The organism is Citrobacter sp. T1.2D-1 (assembly GCF_950098555.1).
GTDB classification, from domain to species: domain Bacteria; phylum Pseudomonadota; class Gammaproteobacteria; order Enterobacterales; family Enterobacteriaceae; genus Citrobacter_A; species Citrobacter_A telavivensis.
The window spans coordinates 106449-131011 of record NZ_CATNHH010000034.1; the positions used below are offsets into that span (position 1 = coordinate 106449).

The following is a 24563-nucleotide window of genomic DNA, read 5'->3' on the forward strand; positions in this document are numbered from 1 at the left end:
ATAAATTCGAACATAGGATTCGATATATTGCGCTTTCTCTGCGACAGGATTGTGAATAAAGTGTCAACAAGCAACGGGGCACAGCCCATTCAAACACCTATAAGGAAACACCCATGAGCAAGGTATTAGTTCTCAAATCCAGTATTCTGGCAGGGTACTCTCAGTCTGGTCAGTTGTCTGATTATTTTGTTGAACAGTGGCGTGAAAAGCACTCTGCTGACGAAATCACCGTTCGTGACCTGGCTGCCAATCCAATCCCGGTACTGGATGGCGAACTGGTGGGTGCCCTGCGCCCGAGCGACGCGCCGCTGACGCCTCGTCAACAGGACGCGCTGGCGCTGTCTGATGAGCTGATTGCTGAACTGAAAGCGCACGACGTGATTGTTATCGCCGCGCCGATGTACAACTTCAACATCCCGACGCAGCTGAAAAACTACTTCGACCTGATTGCTCGTGCCGGCGTGACGTTCCGCTATACCGAGAAAGGTCCGGAAGGTCTGGTAACCGGCAAACGCGCGGTGATCCTCTCCAGCCGTGGCGGTATCCACAAAGATACGCCGACCGACCTGATTGCGCCGTACCTGAAAGTCTTCCTCGGCTTTATCGGCATCACCGACGTGAACTTCGTGTTCGCAGAAGGGATCGCCTACGGTCCGGAAGTAGCGTCTAAAGCGCAGTCTGACGCAAAAGCCGCCATCGATAGCGTGGTTGCCGCGTAAGTTCTTCCCCTCCCGCTCCGGCGGGAGGTTTTTTTATTTGCTCTGATAGCGTAAATAACCCACCACTCCCTGACTCACACCATCACTCGGATGGTTCACTCCGTCTGTAACTTCTACACAGGGAAAATCAAACGGCGACACGTTTTCAACACATGCCACATTAACCCCGTATTGATTCGGGCTGGATCGGCGTTGATGGAAGGTATAAATCCCACACACTGAACAAAAGAAGTGCCTGGCGGTGCCGGTATTGAAGCGATATTCCGTGAGTTTGTCTTTTCCCGTAAGAATCTCTATTCCCATCAGGGGCGCAGAGACCACCACCGCTCCCCGCATCCGACAAAATGAACAATTACAGCGCCGGACCGTATTAAAACCGTCACTGAGCTGAACGGTAAATCTGACGGCACCGCAGTGGCATTGTGCTGCTCTTTTTTCAGTCATCGGTATGTCCTTCTTTCGATATCCCCTCCAGCGTCGCCAGCACGTCAGTTGAAAGAATCAGATCGCCAGCGGCCATATTTTCATGTAAATGCGTCACCGACGACGTGCCGGGTATCAGCAAAATATTTGGCGAACGGTGCAATAACCAGGCCAGAGCTACCTGCATCGGCGTCGCATTGAGGCTCGCGGCCACATCTGAGAGCGTGGAGGATTGCAGCGGCGTGAACCCGCCCAGCGGGAAAAAGGGAACGTAAGCAATACCGTCTTCTGCCAGTATGTCGATTAACGCATCATCCTGGCGATGGGCAATATTGTATTCATTCTGCACACAAACGATGTCTGCCATGCTACGCGCTTGCGCCACCTGGCGTGCGGTCACATTGCTCAGACCGATGTGTTTGACCAGTCCCTGCTGCTGAAGCTCCGCCAGCACGCTGAAACTCTCCTCCATGGATCCTTCATGAGGGCCGTGACCGTCGCCCAGCATAATGCGTAAGTTAACGACATCCAGCACATCCAGACCGAGGTTGCGCAGATTATCGTGAACCGCCTGCCTGAGTTCCTCGGGTGAGAACGCCGGTAACCAGGAGGCATCGTCTCCACGACGAGCGCCGATTTTAGTGACAATCACCAGATCGTCCGGATAAGGATGCAGCGCTTCACGAATGATTTGGTTGGTGACGTGCGGACCGTAAAAATCGCTGGTATCAATATGGTTGACCCCCAGTGCGATCGCTTCCCGAAGCACCGTCAATGCAACATGACGATCGCGCGGTGGACCAAAAACCCCAGGCCCCGCGAGTTGCATTGCTCCATACCCTAAGCGTTTAACCTGCCGGGAACCGAGTGAAAACGTGTCAGATTTACCATGATTTGCCATAACTGCCCCTTCTGCTGAATAGCGCGTAAGAAAAGAGAGTATAGAAACTTACCCTGCAAATTATTACGCCCAACCCAGCAAAACGGAAAGCCGCAGATCGCAGATACGACGAATTACTTACGTAACCACTTGCCGTTAATGCCCTGGACATATTCTCCTGGTTTCGCACGCTCAACCAGTTTCTGTCCGGCCATTTTCGCCACTTCATCAACGGGTAGATTATGGCTTTCCGCGAGCTGCTGATAACTTACGCTGCGCGCTTTATTGATATCCCTGACCAGCGCCTGCGTTTGCGCGTCTTGTTTCAGCGCCACCAGATAGCCACTGTACGTCTCACCGACCCGGCCCTCGGTTCTGGCCTCATTTAGCGTCAGCGCCAGGGCGCTCCCACTCAGCAAACTCAGAATGAGCGTCGCCAGGATTAAGGTTCTTTTCATCATGACCTCAGAACAAGTCGCTGCGGGATTTGAGCAGGCTTTCAACGTCCTTATCCACTTTGATATGGATCTCATGCTCAATTTTGACGTTCATATTGATAGTGATGGGCTCTTTTGGCGCCGCGACTTCAATGCGCGGCGTACAGCCCGTCACTAACCACAGCGGAAGAAGCGCCAGCATGGCTATCATTGTTTTCATTGGGGTTCCTCACATTCCTTGCCTTGCGGACAGTTTTTTTCCGGCAGCGCCGCGTTTTGTTCAAGCCATGCCTGTAGATTGTCGCCAAAGCGCAGACTGCGCCACAGCGTAAAGACATTCTCTTCATGGGTATAGTTGAGATTCACCGTGCCGACCTTGCCATCCACCCGGCTGTTGCCGGTGATCTGCGCCTGCATCGTCAATACCCCCAAATTGTCTAAATTGATTTTGGTCCATGAATGGGCAATCTCCATGTATCGCAACCAGTTAATAGCCGCCCCTGCCGCCATGTTATCTTTCACCACCGCATCTGCGGTGTCTTTATCGATACGCAGCGTCATCGGACCGGGATTGGTTAACCAGCCGTCTTTGATAATCCATTTTTCATTGTTCAACCACAGAGGGAGCGCCCCGCTCACCGGCCCGGACATCGCAAACTGTTTCGGATTAACCGCGCTGATAAGTTCGCTTGAAGAGATGTTTTGCACCCGCACCAGCGCCGGATCGTGCTGCGGCATACGCAGTTGTTGCATGGAAACCTTGCCGCCCAATACATCCACACTCACATCCGTGAGCAACAGCGGATCCGCTTCACTCCACGGATAGGCCCCTTCCAGATCGGCGGTGATATTCGTGGCCGTCACCTGATTGACCACTTCAGCAATTCGCAGCGAAACCGGTCCGCGCGTCCCCAGTTGCCACGCGCCCGCACTAAAGCGGAACGGCAGCACGAAATCGACGCCGTTGATTTGGTTATCCGGCATCCATGCGCTGCCGCCTTTTAAGACGCCGTGACCGCCGGCCTCGAATCCCTGTTCCGCTGCAGCTGAAAACGCCACCTGGGCATACAGCTCACCTTCGCGTAGTTTCATTTTCCACTCCGGCGGCACCAGCGGCTGGAACACCTCCAGCGACTGTTTTGGCCACCAGGCCTGACCGCGTAAACGCAGGCCATCCCAACGACCGTTGAGCCTCACGGGGCCGATCGCGCCGGCATGTAAATCGCCTTTGAACAGGAAAAATGTCGGATCGCGCCCTTCCACGCTGAACTTAAGGGTTGAGGGGGGTAAGACGCTACCACCGGAGAAATGGGTTTCCCCAGCATCGAACGAAAGCGCCCCGCTAAATCGAGGGTGCGCCGCATCACGCACCCATTCAACCGGTTTATCCATGATCAGACGGGGCGTTTCAACCTTCATGGTGCCGTACTGAAGCTGGTCAAATCCCGTAGACAAATCGGTCAGCGTGATCGTGTCGTCATGCCACTCGCCCTTGCCTGCCACATCCCATTTAGCGTGCATCGGGGTAAAACTTCCCTCGCCCCAGTAGCGCCACTGCCAGCGCCCTGCATCGGGCAGAAAATCATTCGCCAGACCGTCCAGGTGCAGGACAAAATCCCCCATCTGATTCTCATGAGCGCGCAGAATCGCCTGCAATCGTCCATCCACCCCGCGCTGTGTCACCTTCACGCCCGCCAGCGGCCAGCGGATTTCGTCAATATCCAGCGAGTCGATGACCCGCCCGCGCGAACGCAGCAGCGCGCCAGGACCAAACGCCAGTTCCGGGTCGGTCAGGCTGCCGGTCAACTGGGCAGGTAGTCTGGCATAGAAAACCAAATCATCCTGCTTGGCTTCACCGGTCAGTTGCAGCGGCATCGCGCTGTTGTCCATGCTCAGTTTTCCTGGCCCAAATGAAAGCACCGCGTTGCCTTTCCCCGCGTCCCCCTGGGTCAGCACATTCAATCGTCCACTGATTGCTGCTTTCTCGATGCCTTCCTGCCAGTTGTCCACCTTCACGCCCAGACGCCCGCTGAGGGGGAAGCCCTGATAAGGCCACGACCAGCGCCCGTCGCTGATGGTTAACTGCTGGCGCGTGAGTTCCCACGGCAGATCGAGCAGCGGATCGGCATTATCCCGCGCCATCACGATCAACTGTCCGGCATTCTCACGCCATTCCAGTTCCGCATCGACCAACGACGGCTCCTGCGGCAGACTGAGCGTAGCGACGGTGTGCCCGCTCACCGGCAGTCCATCCGGCACCAGCGGCATCGTGAATTCACCGACCAGTTTGACCGGCGGTTGTCCTTCAAATGCCATGACATCAAGCTCACTTACCGTCAGTGTCTGACCGCGCAGTTGACCTTGAAATTTCACTTTGTCGCCCTGATAACGAAGTTGCTGAACCGAAGCGCTCAGCGAGACGTTCAGTTTGCCCTGCCACACCTGCCAGGGTGAAAGAATGACGTTGTCGATAGTTATCCAGGTATTGGGCAGCATGGCCTGCCATTGGGCAAGCGTACGCGGCGCGGCGGGAGATTGTTCCGCCTGCGGCAGTTTTGCCAGACAGGCGGAGTCGAGTTCAAGCGTGCCAATGTTCAACTGCCAGCGACTGGGATGTGACAACCGGGCCTGGCTGATGCGGGCTAACTGGCAATCATCAACCAGATAGCGGAGCTCAGGAATATGTAAACCGTGGCGCGTGAATCGGGGGCTATCATCCAGCGCAATGCGCGTTCCGACCGGCAGCCAGATGCCCGCAAGCGTGGGAACCCACAGCCCCAGCGTCATCACCAACGTCAGCGGCACGAGGATCACGAGTAACAGAAGCGCCAGAACGGCTTTATATTTACCCTTCATGGGCAGTTAATATCCTGATTTAGCGAAAAATTAAGCCGAATTAGGCTGTTATTGTGTCATGTTTAGTGAAACATGCCCAGATTAAGAATAGATGCTCCGGGATGACATACACAATTTTTCACCCTCTTAAAAATCAGAAAGTCAGATAAATTACAGTGGGTTATCAGATAAATCTAAAGCCTGATATTGAGCAATAGCGAGCAAACTATGGCCTTCAATCCTGCCCCAAGCCCCGGCGGTGTAAAAATCAGAGGCCAGAGGGGATAGCGGAAATCGCCTGAACCGACGGTCTCGGGGTCCGTATGATTAGGCAAATGCAGTCTTTAACGATTATTCCTTTCCTGTGCCCTCAGCAATGCAGGCCGGCTCATCGCTCTGAGTATGTAACTGTCTACCTCCCTGTCTATTTCTAAACCACAGGCTTTTGCCCATAGCAACGTATGAGATATAAAAATATCGGCCAGGGTAAAGTTGTCTCCCGCAATCCATGCGTAATCTGGATTAAATTGAATTTGGGTGAGAACTTTGCTTGCTTCATTTCCGAAGTAGTTCATTAAATCTGTAGAGCGCAGATTTTCCGGCGTTAACACTCTCTGTTTCAGTAAATTCCAGACAGGTGATTCCAGATCGGTCAGGGCAAAGCTAATCCATGAATTAACAGCCGCTTTTTCTGCCGAATTTTCGGGATACAGAGATGTTCCGGGATGTTGCTCACAGATGTAAATACATATTGCCATTGTCTCGCTAAGAGAGACGTTTCCGTCCGTCAAAAAGGGGACTTTTCTATAAGGATGCGGTGATTTGACTCCGGAAGCAGGACTCAGGAGATCGACTTTTATAGATTCATACGTTGCGCCAATTTCTTCAAGGGTCCAGAGCACTCTGAGCGATCTGCTTTTAGGGTAAATATAGATGTTCAAGGTAACACTCCTTTGTTTTCAAAATCAGTTTCGACAAAGAATCACTCGTGCAACTCACTGTTCTGAAGACCTGGTCGAACCGTTGCTCACTACCTGAATGGGATTTCTGACTTGATCACATCGACACCATTGATATTAATGGATTTCAGATACTCCTTCATGTCATTTTTTGTGGTCTTATTCTTAGGTCCAAGCACTACTTTTTTGACTGGCATATAATCGCCAACAGCAAGATCCATTTTATAATATTTAGCCTCACCAAAGGAGGTACTTCTTTCTAAGATTTTATATGGATCGTTTTTCCCCATAACCTCAATAAGACCTCTGAATTCTTGTTCATCATAATAACTATGATGCTTATATAGCGAAGAAAGTCTTACAACGACTGTTTTAAGTTTGCCAATAGCCACTGACTGATGCACTTTATCATTTTTACTATACTGATTGCTTATATGCTCTAAATAACTACGCAAACATTCTTTAAAATTATCTTCATTATAAATAACCCCGAAAAACATCACCTTACCGAAAACAGGCCCTCCTTTCTCAACGTATCTGTTTACTAAATTAATCATAGACATATCAGCATGTTCTACGCCAAACGAGATCCCACTGCCAAAGTCACCATATCCCCTCCACATACCGAGAGAGTCTCCCGATAAAGAAAACGAAGAAATAAGAATCATAAAATCATCGCCCATATTTTCTGGGGATAGCTTAGCAACCTCTTCACTCAAGATGGGAAAGAATTCTCTAATATATTCACTTATGATTTTAAAGCCCAAAATATATTCAGTGTCATCATTCATCTTTCTCAAGTCTGTAAGCCAGATACTTTTTGATTGCATCATGCTTTTAAAGGTATTTTCAGAAGTATAGTGATAGATCAAATCATCCATTTCTGCCTCTTAACATAAACGATGTAAATATCCATTATCATTAATGGTAACATGGATGATTGAATAAAAAACATGAAGTTTGTCAAACCGAACATTTATCTATTTTTAAAGCAAACTGAAAATTTCAAACGGTGAATTAGCATACCAATCCAGACAATACCGAAGCGATTTAGTATGACAGAGCCTCTTATGTTCACTGACCCATGCGGTTGGTTTTCCCAAAGCGTGTCCTCATATAGCTGACACAGAGGGCCGATGAGGCCGACACAAGGTGGCGCTGAGAGAGGAATCAGGTCGATGTGCTGAATGACCGCATGTCAACCGCTATGCCCCCAGGATGCGCCACAGAAGTCATATGCTTAAGAAAGTTGTTAAAATTTAGTATGATGGATGCATAACCGATAGATGCTCTAGAATTATTCATTATACGTATCACTTTCAATGATATTTTATATTTTGTAGAATAATTTGAATTAGATAACTGTGATTCAATATCACTGGAGAAAGTCTTATGAAACTCGCCGTCTACAGTACAAAACAGTACGACAAGAAGTACCTGCAACAGGTTAACGAGGCTTTTGGCTTTGAGCTTGAATTCTTTGATTTTCTGTTGACGGAGAAAACGGCAAAAACCGCACATGGTTGTGAAGCCGTTTGTATCTTCGTGAACGATGATGGCAGTCGCCCGGTACTCGAAGAGCTGAAAAATCATGGCGTTAAGTATATTGCGCTGCGCTGTGCGGGTTTCAATAACGTCGATCTGGATGCGGCAAAAGAGCTTGGTCTGCAGGTCGTTCGCGTCCCGGCCTATTCTCCTGAAGCCGTCGCGGAACACGCGGTGGGCATGATGATGACCCTCAACCGCCGTATTCACCGCGCTTACCAGCGTACCCGCGATGCCAACTTCTCTCTGGAAGGGTTAACGGGTTTCACTATGCACGGAAAAACAGCGGGCGTAATTGGTACCGGGAAGATTGGCATCGCCGCCCTGCGTATTCTGAAAGGTTTTGGCATGCGTCTGCTGGCGTTTGATCCCTATCCCAGCGCCGCTGCGCTTGAACTCGGCGTGGAATATGTTGACCTGCCGACGCTGTTCGCCGAATCCGATGTGATTTCGCTACACTGCCCGTTAACACCGGAAAACTATCACCTGCTGAACCATGCAGCGTTTGATCAGATGAAAAACGGCGTGATGGTCATCAACACCAGTCGCGGTGCGCTGATCGATTCTCAGGCTGCGATTGAGGCGCTGAAAAATCAGAAAATTGGTTCCCTGGGGATGGATGTTTACGAAAACGAACGCGATCTGTTCTTCGAAGATAAGTCGAATGACGTTATCCAGGATGATGTTTTCCGTCGCTTGTCCGCCTGTCATAACGTGCTGTTCACCGGGCATCAGGCCTTCCTGACCGCGGAAGCGCTGACCAGCATTTCTGAGACTACGTTACAGAATTTGCGGCAGTTAGCGAACGGAGAAACCAGTCCTAACGCCCTGTTCTGATCCCGTCGCCCTCCTGTTTTCAGGAGGGCATTTCAGAATTTCCCCAAAGCCACTGGCAATAAGATCGGTATGCTGTCGGTGGTAAATACGGTTTTAATGCAGAGAACTAACATGAAGAAGGTCATAGCGCTGGTTGCGCTGAGCCTGCTGATAGCAGGTTGTGTCAGTAATGGAAAAGTGTCGGTTAGCCGCGAGCAATTGCAGCATCATCGCTTTGTTCTGGAGAGTGTGGACGGTAAACCGATCGGTGCAACGGGCCATCCGCTTGAGCTGAGCTTTGGCGAAAAGATGACGATTTCCGGCAATATGTGCAATCGCTTCAACGGTCAGGCATCACTCTCTGACGGCGCATTGAAGGTAAAAGAGATGGCGATGACCCGTATGATGTGCGCCGATCCCCAGCTCAGCGAGCTGGATAACACCCTCAGCACGATGCTGAAACAAGGCGCACAGGTCGACCTGACCGCGAACCAGCTCACCCTGGCCACCGCGGAGCATTCGTTAAGCTATAAACTTGCCGATTTAGTGCAGTAATGGAAGCTTAGTAGCTACCACAGCTTCCCGCGGCGAGGGATTGTTCGCTGCAACGTTTGCCGTTGGGAAGCGCGCACATGCCGATTGCCGATCCATCCAACTGACGAGCAACGGAAAGTGAACCGCCAATCATGGCGCAATTGGCCTCACCGGAACTGGTCATCGCCGCTTTTAAACCCGGTGCGACGTGCGCTGCTGTCGCCTGCTGAACAGGTTCATTGTCACTGCTGCAAGCCGACAATAATAACGCGGCACATCCTACCCAAAACGCTGCGCGCATTTGACTCCCCTCATATTCTGTAAGCGTAAACAAGCCGCACTAATAATAGGCATCCGAATCCGTCGCGTCGAGAGCCAAAACGCGCATTTATGCGGCCTCGCCGCATTTTATTGCGCTTTTTCACGCGGTTTTTGATCCTACTGACCTGTTCTGCCGTTATGCGCTTACCCGACGCGCGGTCAAATAATGCGCCTGCCAGTACTGATTCGACAAATGTGACAGCGTCACACCCTGCGAACTGGACGCATGAATAAAGGAGTCATTGCCGATATAGACGCCAACATGATGCACGTTCGGCTCCGTTTTAAAGAACACCAGATCGCCGACTTTGAGTTCACGCTGGCTGACAGGATGACCGGTATGACTTTGTTCCAGCGCCGTTCGCGGTAAACGTCTGTTGATCACCGACGCGATGATTCTGCGCGTGAATGCGGAACAATCAATTCCTCTGCGGCTATCTCCCCCCCATTGGTAATCGGTTCCTCTCCACGCGGCAAATTCACTCATAATGCGACGCTTAAGTTGCGCTTTCTTATTCGGAACAGGTGCTTGCGAAAAGTACCCTTCAGAATAAGTCAGATGAGATACGGTATTGAAACCTATGTTTTTAACCTGGCTTTTCACCATGGCAAATGACGACGACGAGACGGAAATAAGTAAAGCGAGCAATAATATTCGAAACATAACCTAATCAAAACAATTAAATACATGGACACATCCAGACTTTTTGCGCACGAAAAAGAGTTATCTATAGGGATAGATAAAAGAGTCATTGTTGTTATAACGCGTATTCGCGATTAAATAGAGATTATCGACATTCAGTGACCTGAAGATTTTCAGGCTCTCTTGTTCTGAACAGCGCCCAGTATAGACGTGGGCTACCGGATACCGAACTTAAAAAACCTTATTAAGAAATTTACATCGTGATGACGACAGCGAAGATAATAAATTCATTAAGGAAATCCTCAAAGAGAATCCCAATCCATTTTTGGACAAAGTATTTTTTATTGTTATTCCAGCGATAAAATTATCGCGGAGAGTAAGAAAAATTTCGCTCATCTCCCGCAACCAATAACCAATTAGCAACAAAAATACACAATTAAATATACAACCCAGTCTTTGTTGGTACGTAATAAAACGGTCGCTATTTTTGCGATCCTTGTGTCAATTTGTGCACTCGAAAGCAGCACAACTTCAAGGGAATACAGGAAAGCCCTATACTTAAGGAATAACTATCAGGGCGCTAAGTTGTTTCCTGCGTCCCTCTTTTTTTGCGCAATGTAAGGGTGTCATATGCAAACAATTGACGGTAATGGTGCAGTCGCTTCGGTGGCGTTTCGTACCAGTGAAGTTATCGCCATCTACCCCATTACGCCCAGTTCAACGATGGCTGAACAGGCAGATGCCTGGGCAGGCAACGGGCTAAAAAATGTCTGGGGGGATACGCCGCGTGTCGTCGAAATGCAGTCGGAAGGCGGTGCTATTGCTACCGTTCACGGTGCGCTGCAAACCGGCGCGCTAGCTACCTCCTTTACCTCTTCACAGGGGTTACTGCTGATGATCCCCACGCTGTACAAACTGGCGGGACAGTTAACCCCCTTTGTACTGCATGTCGCCGCGCGTACTGTGGCAACCCACGCGCTGTCTATTTTTGGCGATCATTCTGACGTCATGGCCGTCCGCCAGACCGGCTGCGCCATGCTGTGCGCGGCGAGCGTACAGGAAGCGCAGGACTTTGCGCTGATCTCGCAAATCGCCACCCTGAAGAGTCGGGTTCCCTTTATTCATTTCTTTGATGGTTTCCGCACATCGCATGAAATCAACAAAATCATCCCGCTCGCGGATGACACCATTCGCGGCCTGATGCCACAGGCTGAAATTGAGGCGCACCGTGCGCGGGCGCTCAATCCGGAACACCCGGTGATCCGCGGCACCTCAGCGAATCCGGACACCTACTTCCAGTCCCGAGAGGCAACCAACCCGTGGTATGACGCGGTATATGACCACGTCGAACAGGCAATGAATGACTTCGCCGCGGCAACTGGTCGTCAGTATCAGCCGTTCGAATACTACGGTTATCCGCAGGCCGAACGGGTCATCATTCTGATGGGCTCCGCCATCGGCACCAGCGAAGAGGTGGTCGACGAACTGCTGACGCGCGGCGAGAAAGTCGGGGTGCTGAAAGTCCGTCTGTTCCGCCCCTTCTCGGCTAAACATCTGCTGCGGGCTTTGCCTGAATCCGTTCGCGCGGTTGCCGTGCTCGATCGAACCAAAGAACCGGGTGCCCAGGCCGAGCCGCTGTATCTCGACGTGATGACCGCGCTGGCGGAAGCCTTCAACTGCGGCGAACGCGAAACGTTGCCGCGCGTGATTGGCGGCCGCTATGGCCTTTCGTCAAAAGAGTTTGGTCCGGACTGCGTGCTGTCGGTCTTTAATGAATTGAGCCACGCCAAACCCAAACCGCGCTTTACCGTTGGTATCTACGATGATGTGACTAACCTGTCGCTGCCGCTGCCTGATAACACCCTGCCGGCGACGGCCAAACTGGAAGCGCTGTTTTACGGCCTCGGCAGCGACGGCAGTGTTTCGGCAACCAAAAACAACATCAAGATCATCGGTAATTCGACGCCGTGGTATGCCCAGGGTTACTTCGTTTACGACTCCAAAAAGGCCGGCGGTCTGACGGTTTCTCACCTGCGCGTGAGTGAACAGCCGATCCGTTCCGCTTACCTGATCTCTCAGGCCGATTTTGTCGGCTGCCATCAGTTGCAGTTTATCGACAAGTACCAGATGGCTGAGCGTCTGAAGCCCGGTGGTATTTTCCTGCTGAATACGCCATATCCCGCCGATGAGGTCTGGTCACGGTTGCCGCAGGAAGTACAGGCGGTACTGAACCAGAAGAAAGCGCGTTTTTACGTCATTAATGCGGTGAAAATCGCCCGTGAATGTGGACTGGCGGCGCGTATTAACACCGTCATGCAGATGGCGTTTTTCCATCTGACACAAATCCTGCCGGGTGACAGCGCGCTGGTTGAGCTTCAGGGCGCGATTGCCAAAAGCTATAGCAGTAAAGGTCAGGACCTGGTAGAACGCAACTGGCAGGCACTGGCGCTGGCGCGAGAATCCGTTGCTGAGGTGCCGCTGCAGGCGGTTGATCCGCACAGCGCCAACCGTCCTCCGGTGGTATCTGACGCCGCACCTGACTTTGTAAAAACGGTCACCGCAGCCATGCTCGCGGGCCTCGGCGACGCCCTTCCCGTTTCGGCGTTACCGCCTGACGGCACGTGGCCGATGGGCACTACGCGCTGGGAAAAACGCAACATCGCCGAAGAGATCCCCATCTGGAAAGAAGAACTGTGTACCCAGTGTAACCACTGCGTTGCTGCCTGCCCGCACTCGGCAATTCGTGCCAAAGTGGTCTCGCCGGAAGCGATGGAAAACGCCCCTGCCAGCCTGCATTCGCTGGATGTGAAATCACGGGATATGCGCGGGCAAAAATACGTTCTGCAGGTCGCGCCGGAAGACTGCACCGGTTGTAATCTGTGCGTGGAAGTCTGTCCGGCGAAGGACCGTCAGGATCCGGAAATCAAGGCCATCAATATGATGTCCCGCCTTGAACACGTAGAAGAAGAGAAAGTGAATTATGACTTCTTCCTCAGTCTGCCGGAAATTGACCGCAGTAAACTTGAGCGCATCGATATCCGTACGTCGCAGCTGATTACGCCGCTGTTTGAGTATTCCGGTGCCTGTTCCGGCTGTGGCGAAACGCCGTATATCAAGCTACTGACCCAGCTCTACGGTGACAGAATGCTGATCGCCAACGCCACCGGTTGTTCGTCTATTTACGGCGGTAACCTGCCTTCCACACCTTACACCACCGATATCCATGGTCGCGGCCCGGCGTGGGCAAACTCGCTGTTTGAGGATAACGCGGAATTCGGTCTGGGCTTCCGGCTGACGGTCGATCAGCATCGGGTACGCGTTCTGCGCCTGCTTGAACAGTTTGCCGATCGGATCCCGGCCGAACTGAACGATGCACTGCATGCGGAAGCGACGCCTGAAGTGCGTCGCGAGCAGGTTGCCGCGCTGCGTCAGCATCTGAAGGATGTCGATGGCGCAAGTGAACTGCTCACCGATGCCGACGCGCTGGTTGAAAAATCCATCTGGCTGATTGGTGGTGACGGCTGGGCCTACGATATTGGCTTCGGCGGGCTGGATCATGTGCTGAGCCTGACTGAAAACGTCAATATTCTGGTGCTGGATACGCAATGCTACTCCAACACGGGCGGTCAGGCCTCAAAAGCCACGCCGCTCGGTGCCGTGACGAAATTTGGCGAGCACGGTAAGCGTAAGGCGCGTAAAGATCTGGGCGTCAGCATGATGATGTACGGTCATGTCTATGTGGCGCAGATTTCGCTCGGTGCACAACTCAACCAGACCGTGAAGGCCATTCAGGAAGCGGAAGCGTATCCTGGGCCGTCGTTGATCATCGCCTACAGCCCGTGTGAAGAACACGGCTATGACCTCGCGCTGAGTCACGATCAGATGCGTCAGTTGACGGCGACCGGCTTCTGGCCGCTCTACCGCTTTGACCCACGCCGCGCGGATGAAGGCAAATTGCCGCTGGCGCTGGACTCTCGTCCACCGTCAGATGCGCTGGCGGAGACATTGCTCAACGAGCAGCGTTTCCGTCGCCTGAATGCGCAGCAACCGGACGTGGCCGAGCAGTTATGGAAAGACGCCGCGGCGGATCTGCAAAAACGCTATGACTTCCTGGCGCAATTGGCAGGTAAAGCCGAGAAGACCAGTACCGACTGACCCGGTTGCTGGAATCGCTGACTGAACGCAAAAAAAAGCCCGAACATCTGTTCGGGCTTGTCAATTTCTTTGTCGGTAAATCAGTACGTTTCGCAATGGACCAACAAAAAAGCAGTACGTGACAATAAAGGCATATAACAGCCGAAGAATATCGCATCGTCTTTATTTTGTATAATTTAAATTTTATATCTTTCATGCAATTATATTCATACCAATTATTATCATTTCTACAGAATTATTTATTTAAGGTTTAACTTAAGACGTAACGATTGATGTTTATCTCTTTGCGGAACTTCTCCTTTAGTATTTTTTTACTCCCCAACAGAGGGAGTTACAGGTAAATAATAAAACTAAAGGATAATTTCGATGAAAAGAAAAGTACTGGCCCTTGTTATCCCTGCCCTGTTAGCCGCAGGCGCCGCGCATGCCGCTGAAGTTTATAATAAGGACGGCAACAAATTAGATCTGTATGGCAAAGTTGATGGCCTGCATTATTTCTCTGATGATGCCAACAGTGATGGCGATCAAACTTATGTCCGTATGGGTTTCAAAGGTGAAACGCAGATTAACGACCAACTGACCGGTTACGGCCAGTGGGAATATCAGGTTAACGCTAACACCACCGAAAGCGATCACGGCAACAGCTTTACCCGTCTTGGCTTTGCTGGTCTGAAATTTGGCGATTACGGTTCATTTGACTACGGTCGTAACTACGGCGTCATGTACGACGTGGAAGGCTGGACCGATATGCTGCCTGAATTTGGTGGCGACTCCTATACCCGGTCTGACAACTTTATGACGGGTCGTGCTAACGGTGTTGCAACCTGGCGTAATACTGATTTCTTCGGTCTGGTTAATGGCCTGAACGTCGCCCTGCAGTATCAGGGTGCCAACGAAAATCAGAAAACCAATGAACAGGAAGGCACCGGTAATGGTGGCGATCGCACCGTCCAGAACGCTAACGGCGACGGTTTCGGTATCTCGTCTACCTATGACGTCGGGATGGGGGTTAGCTTCGGTGCAGCCTACACCACTTCCGATCGTACCAACGAGCAGGTCAATACCGGCGGTCGCGTCGCGGGTGGCGATAAGGCGGATGCCTGGACTGCGGGTCTGAAATATGACGCCAACAACATTTATCTGGCCACTATGTATTCTGAAACCCGTAACATGACCCCGTATGGTGATGACGGCGTAGCAAACAAAACCCAGAACGTAGAAGTGACGGCACAATACCAGTTCGACTTCGGGCTGCGTCCAGCGGTTTCCTTCCTGATGTCAAAAGGTAAAGATCTGACCGGTCAGGGCAATGACAACAGCAAAGATCTGGTGAAATACGCGGATATTGGCGCGACTTACTACTTTAACAAGAACATGTCCACCTACGTTGATTATAAAATCAACCTGCTGGATAACGACGACAGCTTCTATTCTCGTAACAATATTAATACCGATGATGTCGTCGCACTCGGTATGGTCTACCAGTTCTAAGCCCCTCAGCCCGCGGGTAACGGCGGGCTGTTATCACTTTCACCCGGTTAGAACCTATCCGCTTTACCTATAACAAAACGCGATATCTTGTAGACTAAAATCCCCTTCAGTTAGATGATATATTCATTGTATGACCTGCCGTCGAGGATGCCGCCATGAACCATCAACCCGTAAAATCATCACGAATCGCATCCGTCGGCTATGACGAGAAATCGTCTACGCTGGAAATTCGTTTCTACCAGTCTGGTGTTCTGCAATATCGCGGAGTCCCTGCGCATATATACCAAAATTTTCTTTCTGTGGTCTCAAAAGGCCGATTTTATGACGGCGTTATTAAGGGTAAGTATCCAGAAACTAAAAACAAATAATGCTGAAATGTGATCATTATCATTGTACTGAATCTGCGATAAGACGTTACACTTTATATGGATACTCAAACAGGAGGTTTAATGAACAGAACAATTCTTGTACCCATCGATATTTCAGACTCAGAATTAACTCAACGTGTGATTAATCATGTCGAAGCCGAGGCGAAAATTGACGATGCACAGGTTCATTTCCTGACCGTCATCCCGTCTCTGCCTTACTATTCTGCACTGGGCCTGGCCTACTCTGCGGAGTTGCCTGCCATGGACGATCTGAAAGCCGAAGCGAAATCTCAACTGGAAGAGATTATCAAGAAGTTCACTATCCCGTCGGACAGAGTACAGATCCATATCGCTGAAGGCTCGCCAAAAGACAAGATTCTTGAAATGGCGAAAAAACTGGCGGTTGATATGGTGATTATTGCTTCGCACCGCCCGGACATTACAACATATCTGTTAGGGTCGAACGCCGCTGCTGTGGTACGCCATGCAGAGTGTTCCGTACTGGTCGTACGCTAACATTTTCAGCCCGCACATCGCTGCGGGCTTTTTGTTCCCGTCCTTCAGAACGTTTAAGCTGTAAAACGTGCTGGCATTCGTCGCCGCAATCCGTACCATACACGGCACACTTTCGCATGCGGATTATTGCCCGCAGGCGCAAACCCGTCTTTTGTTGCCATCAGGTGGGGCACAAAAATGCGCAGCTGGTGTATGAAATCAATGCTACCGGGATTGAAGAAATGAAGAGTGAGCAGATAGCGATGCTAAACTCGACGCTGGCGATGTAAAGCGCTTTTGTCCCACTGGTGCCCCGTTTGATATTTGAGTAAAGATTAAATGTCGCAAAATCAAGATATTACTAAGAAAGAACAGTACAACCTGAATAAATTGCAAAAACGTCTGCGTCGTAACGTGGGCGAAGCGATTGCCGATTTCAATATGATTGAAGATGGCGACCGCATCATGGTCTGCCTGTCCGGCGGTAAAGACAGCTACACCATGCTGGAAATTTTGCGCAATTTGCAGCAAAGCGCCCCTATTAGCTTTTCTCTGATCGCCGTTAACCTGGACCAGAAACAACCCGGTTTCCCCGAGCACATTCTGCCTGAATATCTTGAACAACTTGGCGTTGAGTACAAGATTGTTGAAGAGAATACGTATGGGATCGTGAAAGATAAGATCCCGGAAGGCAAAACCACCTGCTCTCTTTGTTCACGCCTGCGCCGTGGCATTCTCTATCGCACGGCGACGGAACTGGGTGCCACCAAAATCGCCCTGGGCCACCATCGCGACGACATTCTGCAAACCCTGTTCCTGAATATGTTCTACGGCGGGAAAATGAAAGGCATGCCGCCGAAGCTGATGAGCGATGATGGTAAACATATCGTGATCCGCCCGCTGGCCTACTGCCGTGAAAAGGATATTGAACGCTTTGCCGAAGCCAAAGGCTTCCCGATCATCCCTTGTAATCTGTGCGGTTCGCAGCCAAACCTGCAACGTCAGGTGATTGCCGATATGCTGCGCGACTGGGATAAACGCTATCCTGGCCGTATTGAGACCATGTTCAGCGCCATGCAGAACGTGGTTCCTTCACACCTGAGCGACATTAACCTGTTCGATTTCAAAGGCATTAAGCACGGTTCTGATGTTGTCGATGGCGGCGATCTGGCGTTTGATCGTGAAGAGATCCCGCTTCAGCCCGCAGGCTGGCAACCGGAAGAAGACGACAATCAGCTTGACGAGCTGCGTCTGAACGTTGTTGAAGTGAAGTAATGTGAAGCGGGCCGGACACGTTTTGTCTCCGGCCCAACAAGCGTTTATTTCAGCAGGCGAACCCGACAGGTTTTGCCTTTGATCTTCCCATTCTGCAGTTGTTTCCACGCCTTATGCGCCACCGACTGACGGACCGCCACATAAACATGCGCCGGATGAACGGTAATCTTGCCAATATCCGCGCCATCCAGACCAATATCGCCGGTTAACGCGCCCAGCACATCACCCGGACGCATTTTGGCCTTCTTACCGCCGTCGATACACAACGTCGCCATTTCAGCAACCAGCGGCGTTACCGTGCGTTGAGCCGTAGCGGAGACCCAGTTAAGGGTTATCTGTAGCATTTCAGAGAGAATATTCGCCCGCTGCGCCTCTTCCGGTGCGCAAAAGCTGATAGCCAGACCGCTGTTCCCGGCGCGCGCGGTACGTCCAATGCGGTGAACATGGACTTCCGGATCCCACGCCAGTTCGAAATTCACCACCAACTCCAGCGATTTGATATCGAGTCCGCGCGCCGCAACGTCAGTCGCCACCAGCACCCGCGCACTGCCATTGGCAAAGCGCACCAGCGTCTGATCGCGGTCGCGCTGTTCCAGATCGCCGTGCAGTGCAAGCGCACTTTGTCCGGCCTCATTCAGCGCATCGCACACCGCCTGGCAATCTTTTTTGGTATTACAGAACACCACGCAGGAAGCTGGCTGATGCTGGCTAAGCAACGTTTGCAGCAGCGGAATTTTACCGTGCGTGGACGTTTCAAAGAACTGCTGTTCGATGGCGGGAAGCGCATCCACCGAATCAATTTCGATAGAGAGCGGATTTCGCTGCACGCGACCGCTGATGGCCGCGATCGCTTCCGGCCAGGTCGCCGAAAACAGCAGCGTCTGACGTGATGCGGGCGCGAAGCGGATCACCTCGTCTATCGCCTCACTGAATCCCATATCCAGCATCCGGTCAGCTTCGTCCATCACCAGAGTGGTCAGCGCGTCCAGCGAAACGGTGCCCTTTTGCAGATGGTCGAGTAAGCGACCGGGCGTGGCGACAATGATATGCGGCGCATGTTGAAGAGAATCGCGCTGTGCACCGAAAGGTTGTCCACCACAAAGCGTCAGGATTTTAGTATTCGGTAAGAAACGCGCCAGACGACGCAGTTCGCCCGCGACCTGATCCGCCAGTTCGCGCGTCGGGCACAGGACCAGCGACTGCGTCTGAAACAGGGTGACATCAATATGCTGTAACAGCCCGAGACCAAATGCTGCCGTCTTACCGCTGCCGGTTTTCGCCTGCACCCGGACATCCTGCCCGGCAAGGATCGCCGGCAACGCCGCCGCCTGGACGGGTGTCATGGACAGATACCCCAGCTCGTTCAGATTCTCAAGCTGGGCGGCGGGTAACACATTCAGGGTAGCAAAAGCAGTCACAATTTAATCTCACGGTAAACGACTCACAGTCAGCAGGCGCGTATCCTCGCAGATCTGCGCCTGTGATGCGACATTTTAATCGGTTCTTCATCCGGTGGCGGATCCGGCATCGGCTGCGGACGAGGAATCGGCTCAGGGATGGGTATGGGGTCGGTTGGCACGGAATCAGAGAAATGAATCGCCCGATCGTGCAGGGTTAACACAGGTAACATCGTTGCCTCCGGTCTGTCATTGACTCCCTTTTAGGGTAGTAGCTGAAAACAGGCAGACAAAAAAAAGCCGACTTATTTAAGTCGGCGTCGTACGAATCAATTGTGCTATGCAGTAATTCAAAAAAGGAAGTAAGACAATATGGAGCGCAACGCCCATCGCTTGACGTTGCATTCACCTGCAAGAGTGATATTGCCCCTAACAGGCGTCGCATTTATTGACTTCGCTCAATCTTAAAGCCGTTTTTAGGTGTAGAAATCTCTTAAAACACCCGTTTTTACAACCATTTACTACGATGCAACCATAAAGTAACACCACCAATCAGAACCACTAACAGAATGCAAAAGAGTGAAAAACCAAATTGCCACCCTCCGCCAGGTATGCCGCCGAGATTGACGCCGAACAGTCCGGTCAGAAACGTGCTGGGAAGGAAAACCATCGCCATCAATGACATGGTATACGTGCGTCTTGCCAGAGACTCCTGCATCACCTGAGCAATCTCATCCGCCATAACGCCGGTACGGGCGATACAGGCATCAATTTCATCCAGCCCTCTTCCCAGTCGGTCGGCAATGTCCTGCATCCGGCGTCGCTGATCGTCCGTCATCCACGGCAGACGCTCGCTGGCCAGGCGCGAGTACACATCGCGCTGTGGAGCCATATAGCGGCGCATGACGATCAGCTGTTTTCGCAACAGTGCGAGGAATCCGCGCGGCGGGATTTGTTGATCGAGCAGATTGTCTTCGAGATCGATGATTTTATCGTGCAACTCTTCGATAAATTCGCTGGCGTGATCCGTCAGCGCATCGCATACGTCAACCAACCAGCCGCCACAGTCGGCAGGCCCGGTGCCTTCCTGGAGATCGCTGACCACATCGTCAAGCGCCAGCACTTTACGCTGTCGCGTTGAGACGATCAGCCGTTCATCCATATACAGACGCATTGCGACCAGTTGGTCGGGACGTTCATCGGTGCTGCCATTAATACAGCGCAGCGTAATGAGCGTCCCTTCCCCCAGGCGGCTAACGCGCGGACGAAGACTTTCACCGGCCAACGCGTCACGGACGTTATTCGGCAATAACGGCGTCGTTGCCAGCCATTGCGCGCTGTCCGGATGCGTGTAGTTCAGGTGCAGCCAGCATGGATGTTCGCTGCTGATCACATCATCATCTTCCAGCGGTTTTACGCCGCCTTTGCCGTCCAGCAACCAGGCAAACACCGCATCCGGCACACTGACTTCAGACCCTTTGATGGCTTCCATTTCGCCTCCCATACCTCGCGCTTTTCTGGTTAGTCTAGCCGTCGACGTATGTTAAGCAACCACTCATTCTCCCATTGTGCTGAAATGGCTCATGAAAACCCGCGAGCATAGCGCTTGTGCACCGGGGGGGATATCTCTTCTGCCGAATCACTTAAACGGAATTGATGTGTTTTTGACTGGAGATCGACAACCTGAGATTTCAGAACATCTGACGATCCTGATAATTCGTCCACCATCAGGGTGTTACTTTGCGTCACTTTTTCCAGTTCGTTCATCGCCAGGGTTATCTGATTAATCCCTTTTTCCTGTTCAGTCGTGGTGGCCGATATTTCACTCATCAACTGGCTTAATTGCCCTGCACCCTGAACAATTTCCTGCATATTTTTTTCTGTTTCGCCCACAATCGTTGCGCCTTGCTGCACATTTTGATGAGTCACATCGATGAGCCCCCGAATATTTTTCGCGGCCTCTGCACTTCTGTGCGCCAGATTTCGAACCTCCGTCGCCACGACGGAAAATCCTTTTCCGTGCTCTCCTGCACGCGCGGCTTCTACAGCGGCATTCAGCGCCAGAATATTGGTCTGGAACGCAATATCATCAATCAGGGTGATTATTTCTGTCATTTGCTGCGCACACGCCGTAATCGAATGCATATTACTGGCGACCTGAACCATTAATTCGCTGCCCTTGTACGCGCATTGCATCGCGCTGTCGGCCTGTTGGTTGGCGAGTCGCGTGTGGTCAGCGTTGTTGCGGGTACTGGCTGCCATTTGTTCCATACTGGCGGCGGTCTGGATTAATGAGGCGGACTGCTGTTCTGTTTTTACCGATAATTCAGCGCTGCGGGCAGCCAACTGCTCTGACAACAACAGCGCTGTTTTCGAAGAAAGTCGGATCTCCCGCACCAGCGTCGCGATGCTGCCGGATAAACTGTTGATGCCCGGAATGAGTCTCCCGGCACAGTTATTACCAAATTCAGGAATATGAACGGCGAGATTTCCCGCGGTCACCGCCTCAATACTTCTTTTCACCGTATTGATGGGGGTGACAAGATATATTGTCATGTAGCACCATAATGACAGTAACGCCAGCAGAAAAATGACGTTCATTGCAATGAATACCGGAAATCTCACCGAGTACATTATTTGCACAACATTAATCATGAAAAAAACAAATAGCAGAAATACGAGAATAAATGTTCTGACGCTAATGTGTTTTAACATTTTAAACCTGTTAGAGGTTAATATGGCAGGTCATATTTATATAGCATCAGAAAAGCATATATTCTTCTCGTTTAGCTCTGTATCTCATCTTCACGTTGAGATTAATTAAATTTACCTTAAAGCGGGATAATGGAAGATAAATTTACCTTATGCTTCATGTTAATCATGGAAACGACGACTTTCCCCTCCAGGCTCATGAGATTCTACTCCTGAACAGTTAAGTGGCACGACACTCTATGTAACGCGCATTAACCACAGCTTAACTGATTAGATTTCATAACGTTTAAATAAGCACCTTCGCGCTTTTGCCGCTTTTCACCGCAGAACGCTAATGAAGAAGGCGAAAATTTCGGGATTTGTCATTTTTTTCTCATGCGAAAGGATGAATCCCTGCTAAATTTAACTGCACGACAGACTCTCGATGGAAAGCAAGATGTTGCACGTATCATGGGATCCGGTATTAATCGGCATCTCGTTTCTTGTTGCCTTCATTGCTGCATTTGTCTCCCTCGATAGCGCGGGTAAAGTGGCTATTTCTGCGCGGCGAGAATCGATATTCTGGCGCTTATCGGGGGGTATTACGCTCGGTATGGGGATCTGGTCTATGCATTTCATCGCAATGCTGGCGATGAAAATGAGCATGCCCCTTAACTATCATCTGCCGTTGACCCTTCTCTCCTTTGCTATTGCCCTGCTCGCGGCGTCGTTTGCAATTCACATTGTGATTCCCGGCACACCGCTCTCACGCATCAGACTGCTGGTCGCAACCGTGGTTCTGAGCATGGGAATGGTCGCCATGCATTATGTTGGGATGGCCGCAGTCGTCGGACAAGGTGCCATCATCTGGAATCGGGGGCTGGTAGCCCTGTCCGTTATCATCGCCGTCATGGCTTCCGGTCTCGGCCTGCGACTGGCTTTTTCACAGCAGCAGGATACGCGCCAGACGTTGCTTAACCGGTTGGCGGCGTCACTAATTTTCGCGCTGGCGATCTCCGCCATGCACTACACCGGTATGAGCGCGGCCACGTTCAGTCATCATAGCCACACACTCCACGCGGGACTCAGTCAGGTTGAACTCGCCATCTGCGTCGCGGGTATCACGCTGGTCACGCTAGGCGTGATGCTGGTGATCTCCATGCTTGACTCGCAGGTGCGGGCGTCGCAACTGGCAGAAAACCTCTCCCATCTCAGCGAGAAACTGACCCAGCAAAGTCATTTCGATGCCTTGACAGGGCTGCCCAACCGCGCACAAATCGACACCTGTTTACTGGCCTGTATGGAAGACTCGGCGCTCAACCAGCGGCGGTTTGCCCTTGCTTTTATCGATCTTGACCGTTTTAAAGTCGTCAATGACACCTGGGGTCATCATATTGGCGACCAATTACTGGTAGCCAGTAGCCAGCGCATCCTCGCCTGTCTTGATGACACCATGACGCTTGCCCGCTTAGGGGGAGACGAATTTATTTTATTGATGCCGGAGAACAATACCGAAGCTATCTCCACTCGGATGGACCGTATTGCCAACGCTCTGCGAATGCCTTTCTCTCTCTCAGGCCATGTCATTCGTGTTTCACTCAGCGCCGGGCTCAGCTTCTATCCCGAACACGGTACCACCCCGCATGAGCTACGCGTGAAGTCGGATGTCGCCATGTATCATGTGAAGCAGCAGGGTCGCGACGGCTGGGCCATCTACCAACCGGAAATGGAAGCCCTTGTTACCACCGCGCCAGCCTTTTTACAGGACCTGTCACAGGCGCTGGCGCGTCATGAATTTGAGCTATGGTATCAGCCAAAATATACTGCCAGTGACCGCACTCTGGCCGGGTTTGAGGCGCTGTTGCGCTGGCGGCATCCTGAACAAGGGCTACTGATGCCTGGCGCGTTTCTCCCCACGCTTGAAGATACGGGTCTCATGCTTTCGGTCGGGAAATGGGTGATTCAGCAGGCCTGTTCGCAGCTCTGTCAATGGACCCAGCAAGGACATACCGACTGGTCGCTTGCGATTAACCTCTCTGCGACGCAGTTTGAACAGCATGATATCGTCGATATCGTCTGTAGCGCGCTTGCCCGTTACCAGATCCTGCCGTCCCGGTTAACGCTGGAAATAACGGAAAGTGCCGTGCTAAAAAATCTTGAGCGCAGCACGCAGATCCTGAATAGCTTTTCGACTGCCGGGATCACGGTTTCAATTGATGATTTCGGAAGCGGATATTCAAATATGCTAATGTTGAAATCACTTCCGGCGCGGGAATTGAAGATCGATCGTATCTTTATTAAAGATATCAATGAGAACAACAAGAACAGCAAAATTGTCTCGACGATTATTGATATCGCCCACTCTATGAATTTACGCGTCGTCGCGGAAGGGATCGAAACGCCTGAGCAAGAGCGACTCCTGACGCAGATGGGGTGTGGCGTACTGCAAGGCTTTTTATATGCCCATCCCTTACCGGCACAGCAAATACCGTCACTATTACAAAAGGATAATCTCATTGAACAACTAAACGTTGTTTCCTGTTTATCACCACAACGTTCTATTACATTATAAAAAACTA

General features: G+C 51.4%; 21 protein-coding genes and 2 pseudogenes. 10 read left to right on the top strand and 13 right to left on the bottom strand.

Translation table 11 applies throughout. The annotated features are described in order from the left end of the window. Positions 1–113: 113 nt before the first annotated feature. Positions 114–719 (top strand): FMN-dependent NADH-azoreductase, encoded by a 606-nt coding sequence (gene azoR, locus QQZ17_RS18640; protein WP_043000613.1) that lies wholly within the window; start codon positions 114–116, stop codon positions 717–719. Here azoR and QQZ17_RS18645 read toward each other — a convergent pair. The 7 genes and pseudogenes from QQZ17_RS18645 to QQZ17_RS18675 form a co-directional block, all read right to left on the bottom strand. Next, positions 667–1163, bottom strand: a pseudogene (locus QQZ17_RS18645) (GFA family protein). The gene azoR and the pseudogene QQZ17_RS18645 overlap by 53 nt on opposite strands. Next, positions 1156–2043: an aldo/keto reductase family oxidoreductase gene (locus QQZ17_RS18650; RefSeq protein ID WP_152404516.1), complete on the bottom strand. Its 888-nt coding sequence runs from the start codon at positions 2041–2043 to the stop codon at positions 1156–1158. Before QQZ17_RS18650 ends, QQZ17_RS18645 begins: the two are co-directional and overlap by 8 nt. A gap of 113 nt (positions 2044–2156) precedes the next feature. After that, positions 2157–2480 carry a YdbL family protein gene (locus QQZ17_RS18655; RefSeq protein WP_152406323.1) on the bottom strand — a complete coding sequence of 108 codons (324 nt, stop codon included), beginning with the start codon at positions 2478–2480 and terminating at the stop codon, positions 2157–2159. A gap of 7 nt (positions 2481–2487) precedes the next feature. After that, positions 2488–2679, bottom strand: a complete 192-nt coding sequence (locus tag QQZ17_RS18660) for a YnbE family lipoprotein (protein ID WP_152404514.1) — start codon at positions 2677–2679, stop codon at positions 2488–2490. Further along, positions 2676–5315 (bottom strand): YdbH family protein, encoded by a 2640-nt coding sequence (locus QQZ17_RS18665; RefSeq protein WP_152404512.1) that lies wholly within the window; start codon positions 5313–5315, stop codon positions 2676–2678. The genes QQZ17_RS18660 and QQZ17_RS18665 overlap by 4 nt, the downstream gene beginning before the upstream one ends. Before the next feature lie 323 nt (positions 5316–5638). Continuing rightward, positions 5639–6235, bottom strand: coding sequence for a glutathione S-transferase family protein (locus tag QQZ17_RS18670; protein ID WP_152404510.1), 597 nt, complete (start codon positions 6233–6235; stop codon positions 5639–5641). A gap of 89 nt (positions 6236–6324) precedes the next feature. Beyond that, positions 6325–7134, bottom strand: coding sequence for a DUF2971 domain-containing protein (locus QQZ17_RS18675; protein WP_152404507.1), 810 nt, complete (start codon positions 7132–7134; stop codon positions 6325–6327). Positions 7135–7645: 511 nt separating this feature from the next. Here QQZ17_RS18675 and QQZ17_RS18680 point away from each other — a divergent pair. Beyond that, positions 7646–8635, top strand: a complete 990-nt coding sequence (locus tag QQZ17_RS18680; protein ID WP_152404505.1) for a 2-hydroxyacid dehydrogenase — start codon at positions 7646–7648, stop codon at positions 8633–8635. A gap of 111 nt (positions 8636–8746) precedes the next feature. Beyond that, the gene (gene hslJ, locus QQZ17_RS18685; RefSeq protein ID WP_152404503.1) at positions 8747–9169 is read left to right on the top strand and encodes a heat shock protein HslJ; all 423 of its coding nucleotides are present in this window, start codon (positions 8747–8749) and stop codon (positions 9167–9169) included. 7 nt (positions 9170–9176) lie between these two features. On the opposite strand, the gene QQZ17_RS18690 is transcribed toward hslJ, so the two are convergent. Together QQZ17_RS18690 and QQZ17_RS18695 are read right to left on the bottom strand one after the other, a co-directional pair. Then, a complete protein-coding gene (locus QQZ17_RS18690; RefSeq protein WP_125368165.1) occupies positions 9177–9449 on the bottom strand; it encodes a putative hemolysin in 273 nt (90 codons plus the stop codon). Between the two features lie 156 nt (positions 9450–9605). Next, complete coding sequence (locus QQZ17_RS18695; protein WP_342395160.1) at positions 9606–10133, bottom strand: C40 family peptidase; 528 nt, start codon at positions 10131–10133, stop codon at positions 9606–9608. 609 nt (positions 10134–10742) lie between these two features. Between QQZ17_RS18695 and nifJ the strand changes: the two genes are divergently transcribed. From nifJ to ttcA, 6 genes and pseudogenes are all read left to right on the top strand, one after another. Further along, positions 10743–14267, top strand: a complete 3525-nt coding sequence (gene nifJ / locus QQZ17_RS18700; protein ID WP_152404501.1) for a pyruvate:ferredoxin (flavodoxin) oxidoreductase — start codon at positions 10743–10745, stop codon at positions 14265–14267. Between the two features lie 366 nt (positions 14268–14633). Then, positions 14634–15758: a porin OmpC gene (gene ompC, locus QQZ17_RS18705; protein WP_152404499.1), complete on the top strand. Its 1125-nt coding sequence runs from the start codon at positions 14634–14636 to the stop codon at positions 15756–15758. Between the two features lie 155 nt (positions 15759–15913). Then, positions 15914–16126 (top strand): KTSC domain-containing protein, encoded by a 213-nt coding sequence (locus QQZ17_RS18710; protein WP_152404496.1) that lies wholly within the window; start codon positions 15914–15916, stop codon positions 16124–16126. Between the two features lie 81 nt (positions 16127–16207). Then, positions 16208–16642, top strand: a complete 435-nt coding sequence (uspF, locus tag QQZ17_RS18715) for a universal stress protein UspF (RefSeq protein ID WP_042318856.1) — start codon at positions 16208–16210, stop codon at positions 16640–16642. A gap of 57 nt (positions 16643–16699) precedes the next feature. Continuing rightward, a pseudogene (locus QQZ17_RS18720) lies at positions 16700–16911 on the top strand (site-specific integrase); the annotation flags it as partial. 49 nt (positions 16912–16960) lie between these two features. After that, a complete protein-coding gene (gene ttcA / locus QQZ17_RS18725) occupies positions 16961–17896 on the top strand; it encodes a tRNA 2-thiocytidine(32) synthetase TtcA (RefSeq protein ID WP_152404494.1) in 936 nt (311 codons plus the stop codon). A 44-nt stretch (positions 17897–17940) separates the two neighbouring features. Here the strand turns inward: ttcA and dbpA are convergent, their stop codons facing one another. From dbpA to QQZ17_RS18745, 4 genes are all read right to left on the bottom strand, one after another. Then, positions 17941–19314 carry an ATP-dependent RNA helicase DbpA gene (gene dbpA, locus QQZ17_RS18730; protein WP_152404492.1) on the bottom strand — a complete coding sequence of 458 codons (1374 nt, stop codon included), beginning with the start codon at positions 19312–19314 and terminating at the stop codon, positions 17941–17943. Positions 19315–19343: 29 nt separating this feature from the next. Beyond that, positions 19344–19526 carry a proline-rich small protein YnaL gene (gene ynaL / locus QQZ17_RS18735; RefSeq protein WP_152404490.1) on the bottom strand — a complete coding sequence of 61 codons (183 nt, stop codon included), beginning with the start codon at positions 19524–19526 and terminating at the stop codon, positions 19344–19346. Between the two features lie 275 nt (positions 19527–19801). Further along, positions 19802–20785 (bottom strand): zinc transporter ZntB, encoded by a 984-nt coding sequence (gene zntB, locus QQZ17_RS18740; protein WP_152404488.1) that lies wholly within the window; start codon positions 20783–20785, stop codon positions 19802–19804. 89 nt (positions 20786–20874) lie between these two features. Continuing rightward, the gene (locus tag QQZ17_RS18745; RefSeq protein ID WP_152404486.1) at positions 20875–22008 is read right to left on the bottom strand and encodes a methyl-accepting chemotaxis protein; all 1134 of its coding nucleotides are present in this window, start codon (positions 22006–22008) and stop codon (positions 20875–20877) included. Positions 22009–22441: 433 nt separating this feature from the next. On the opposite strand from QQZ17_RS18745, the gene QQZ17_RS18750 reads away from it, so the two are divergent. Further along, a complete protein-coding gene (locus QQZ17_RS18750) occupies positions 22442–24556 on the top strand; it encodes a putative bifunctional diguanylate cyclase/phosphodiesterase (protein ID WP_152404484.1) in 2115 nt (704 codons plus the stop codon). Positions 24557–24563 lie beyond the last annotated feature (7 nt).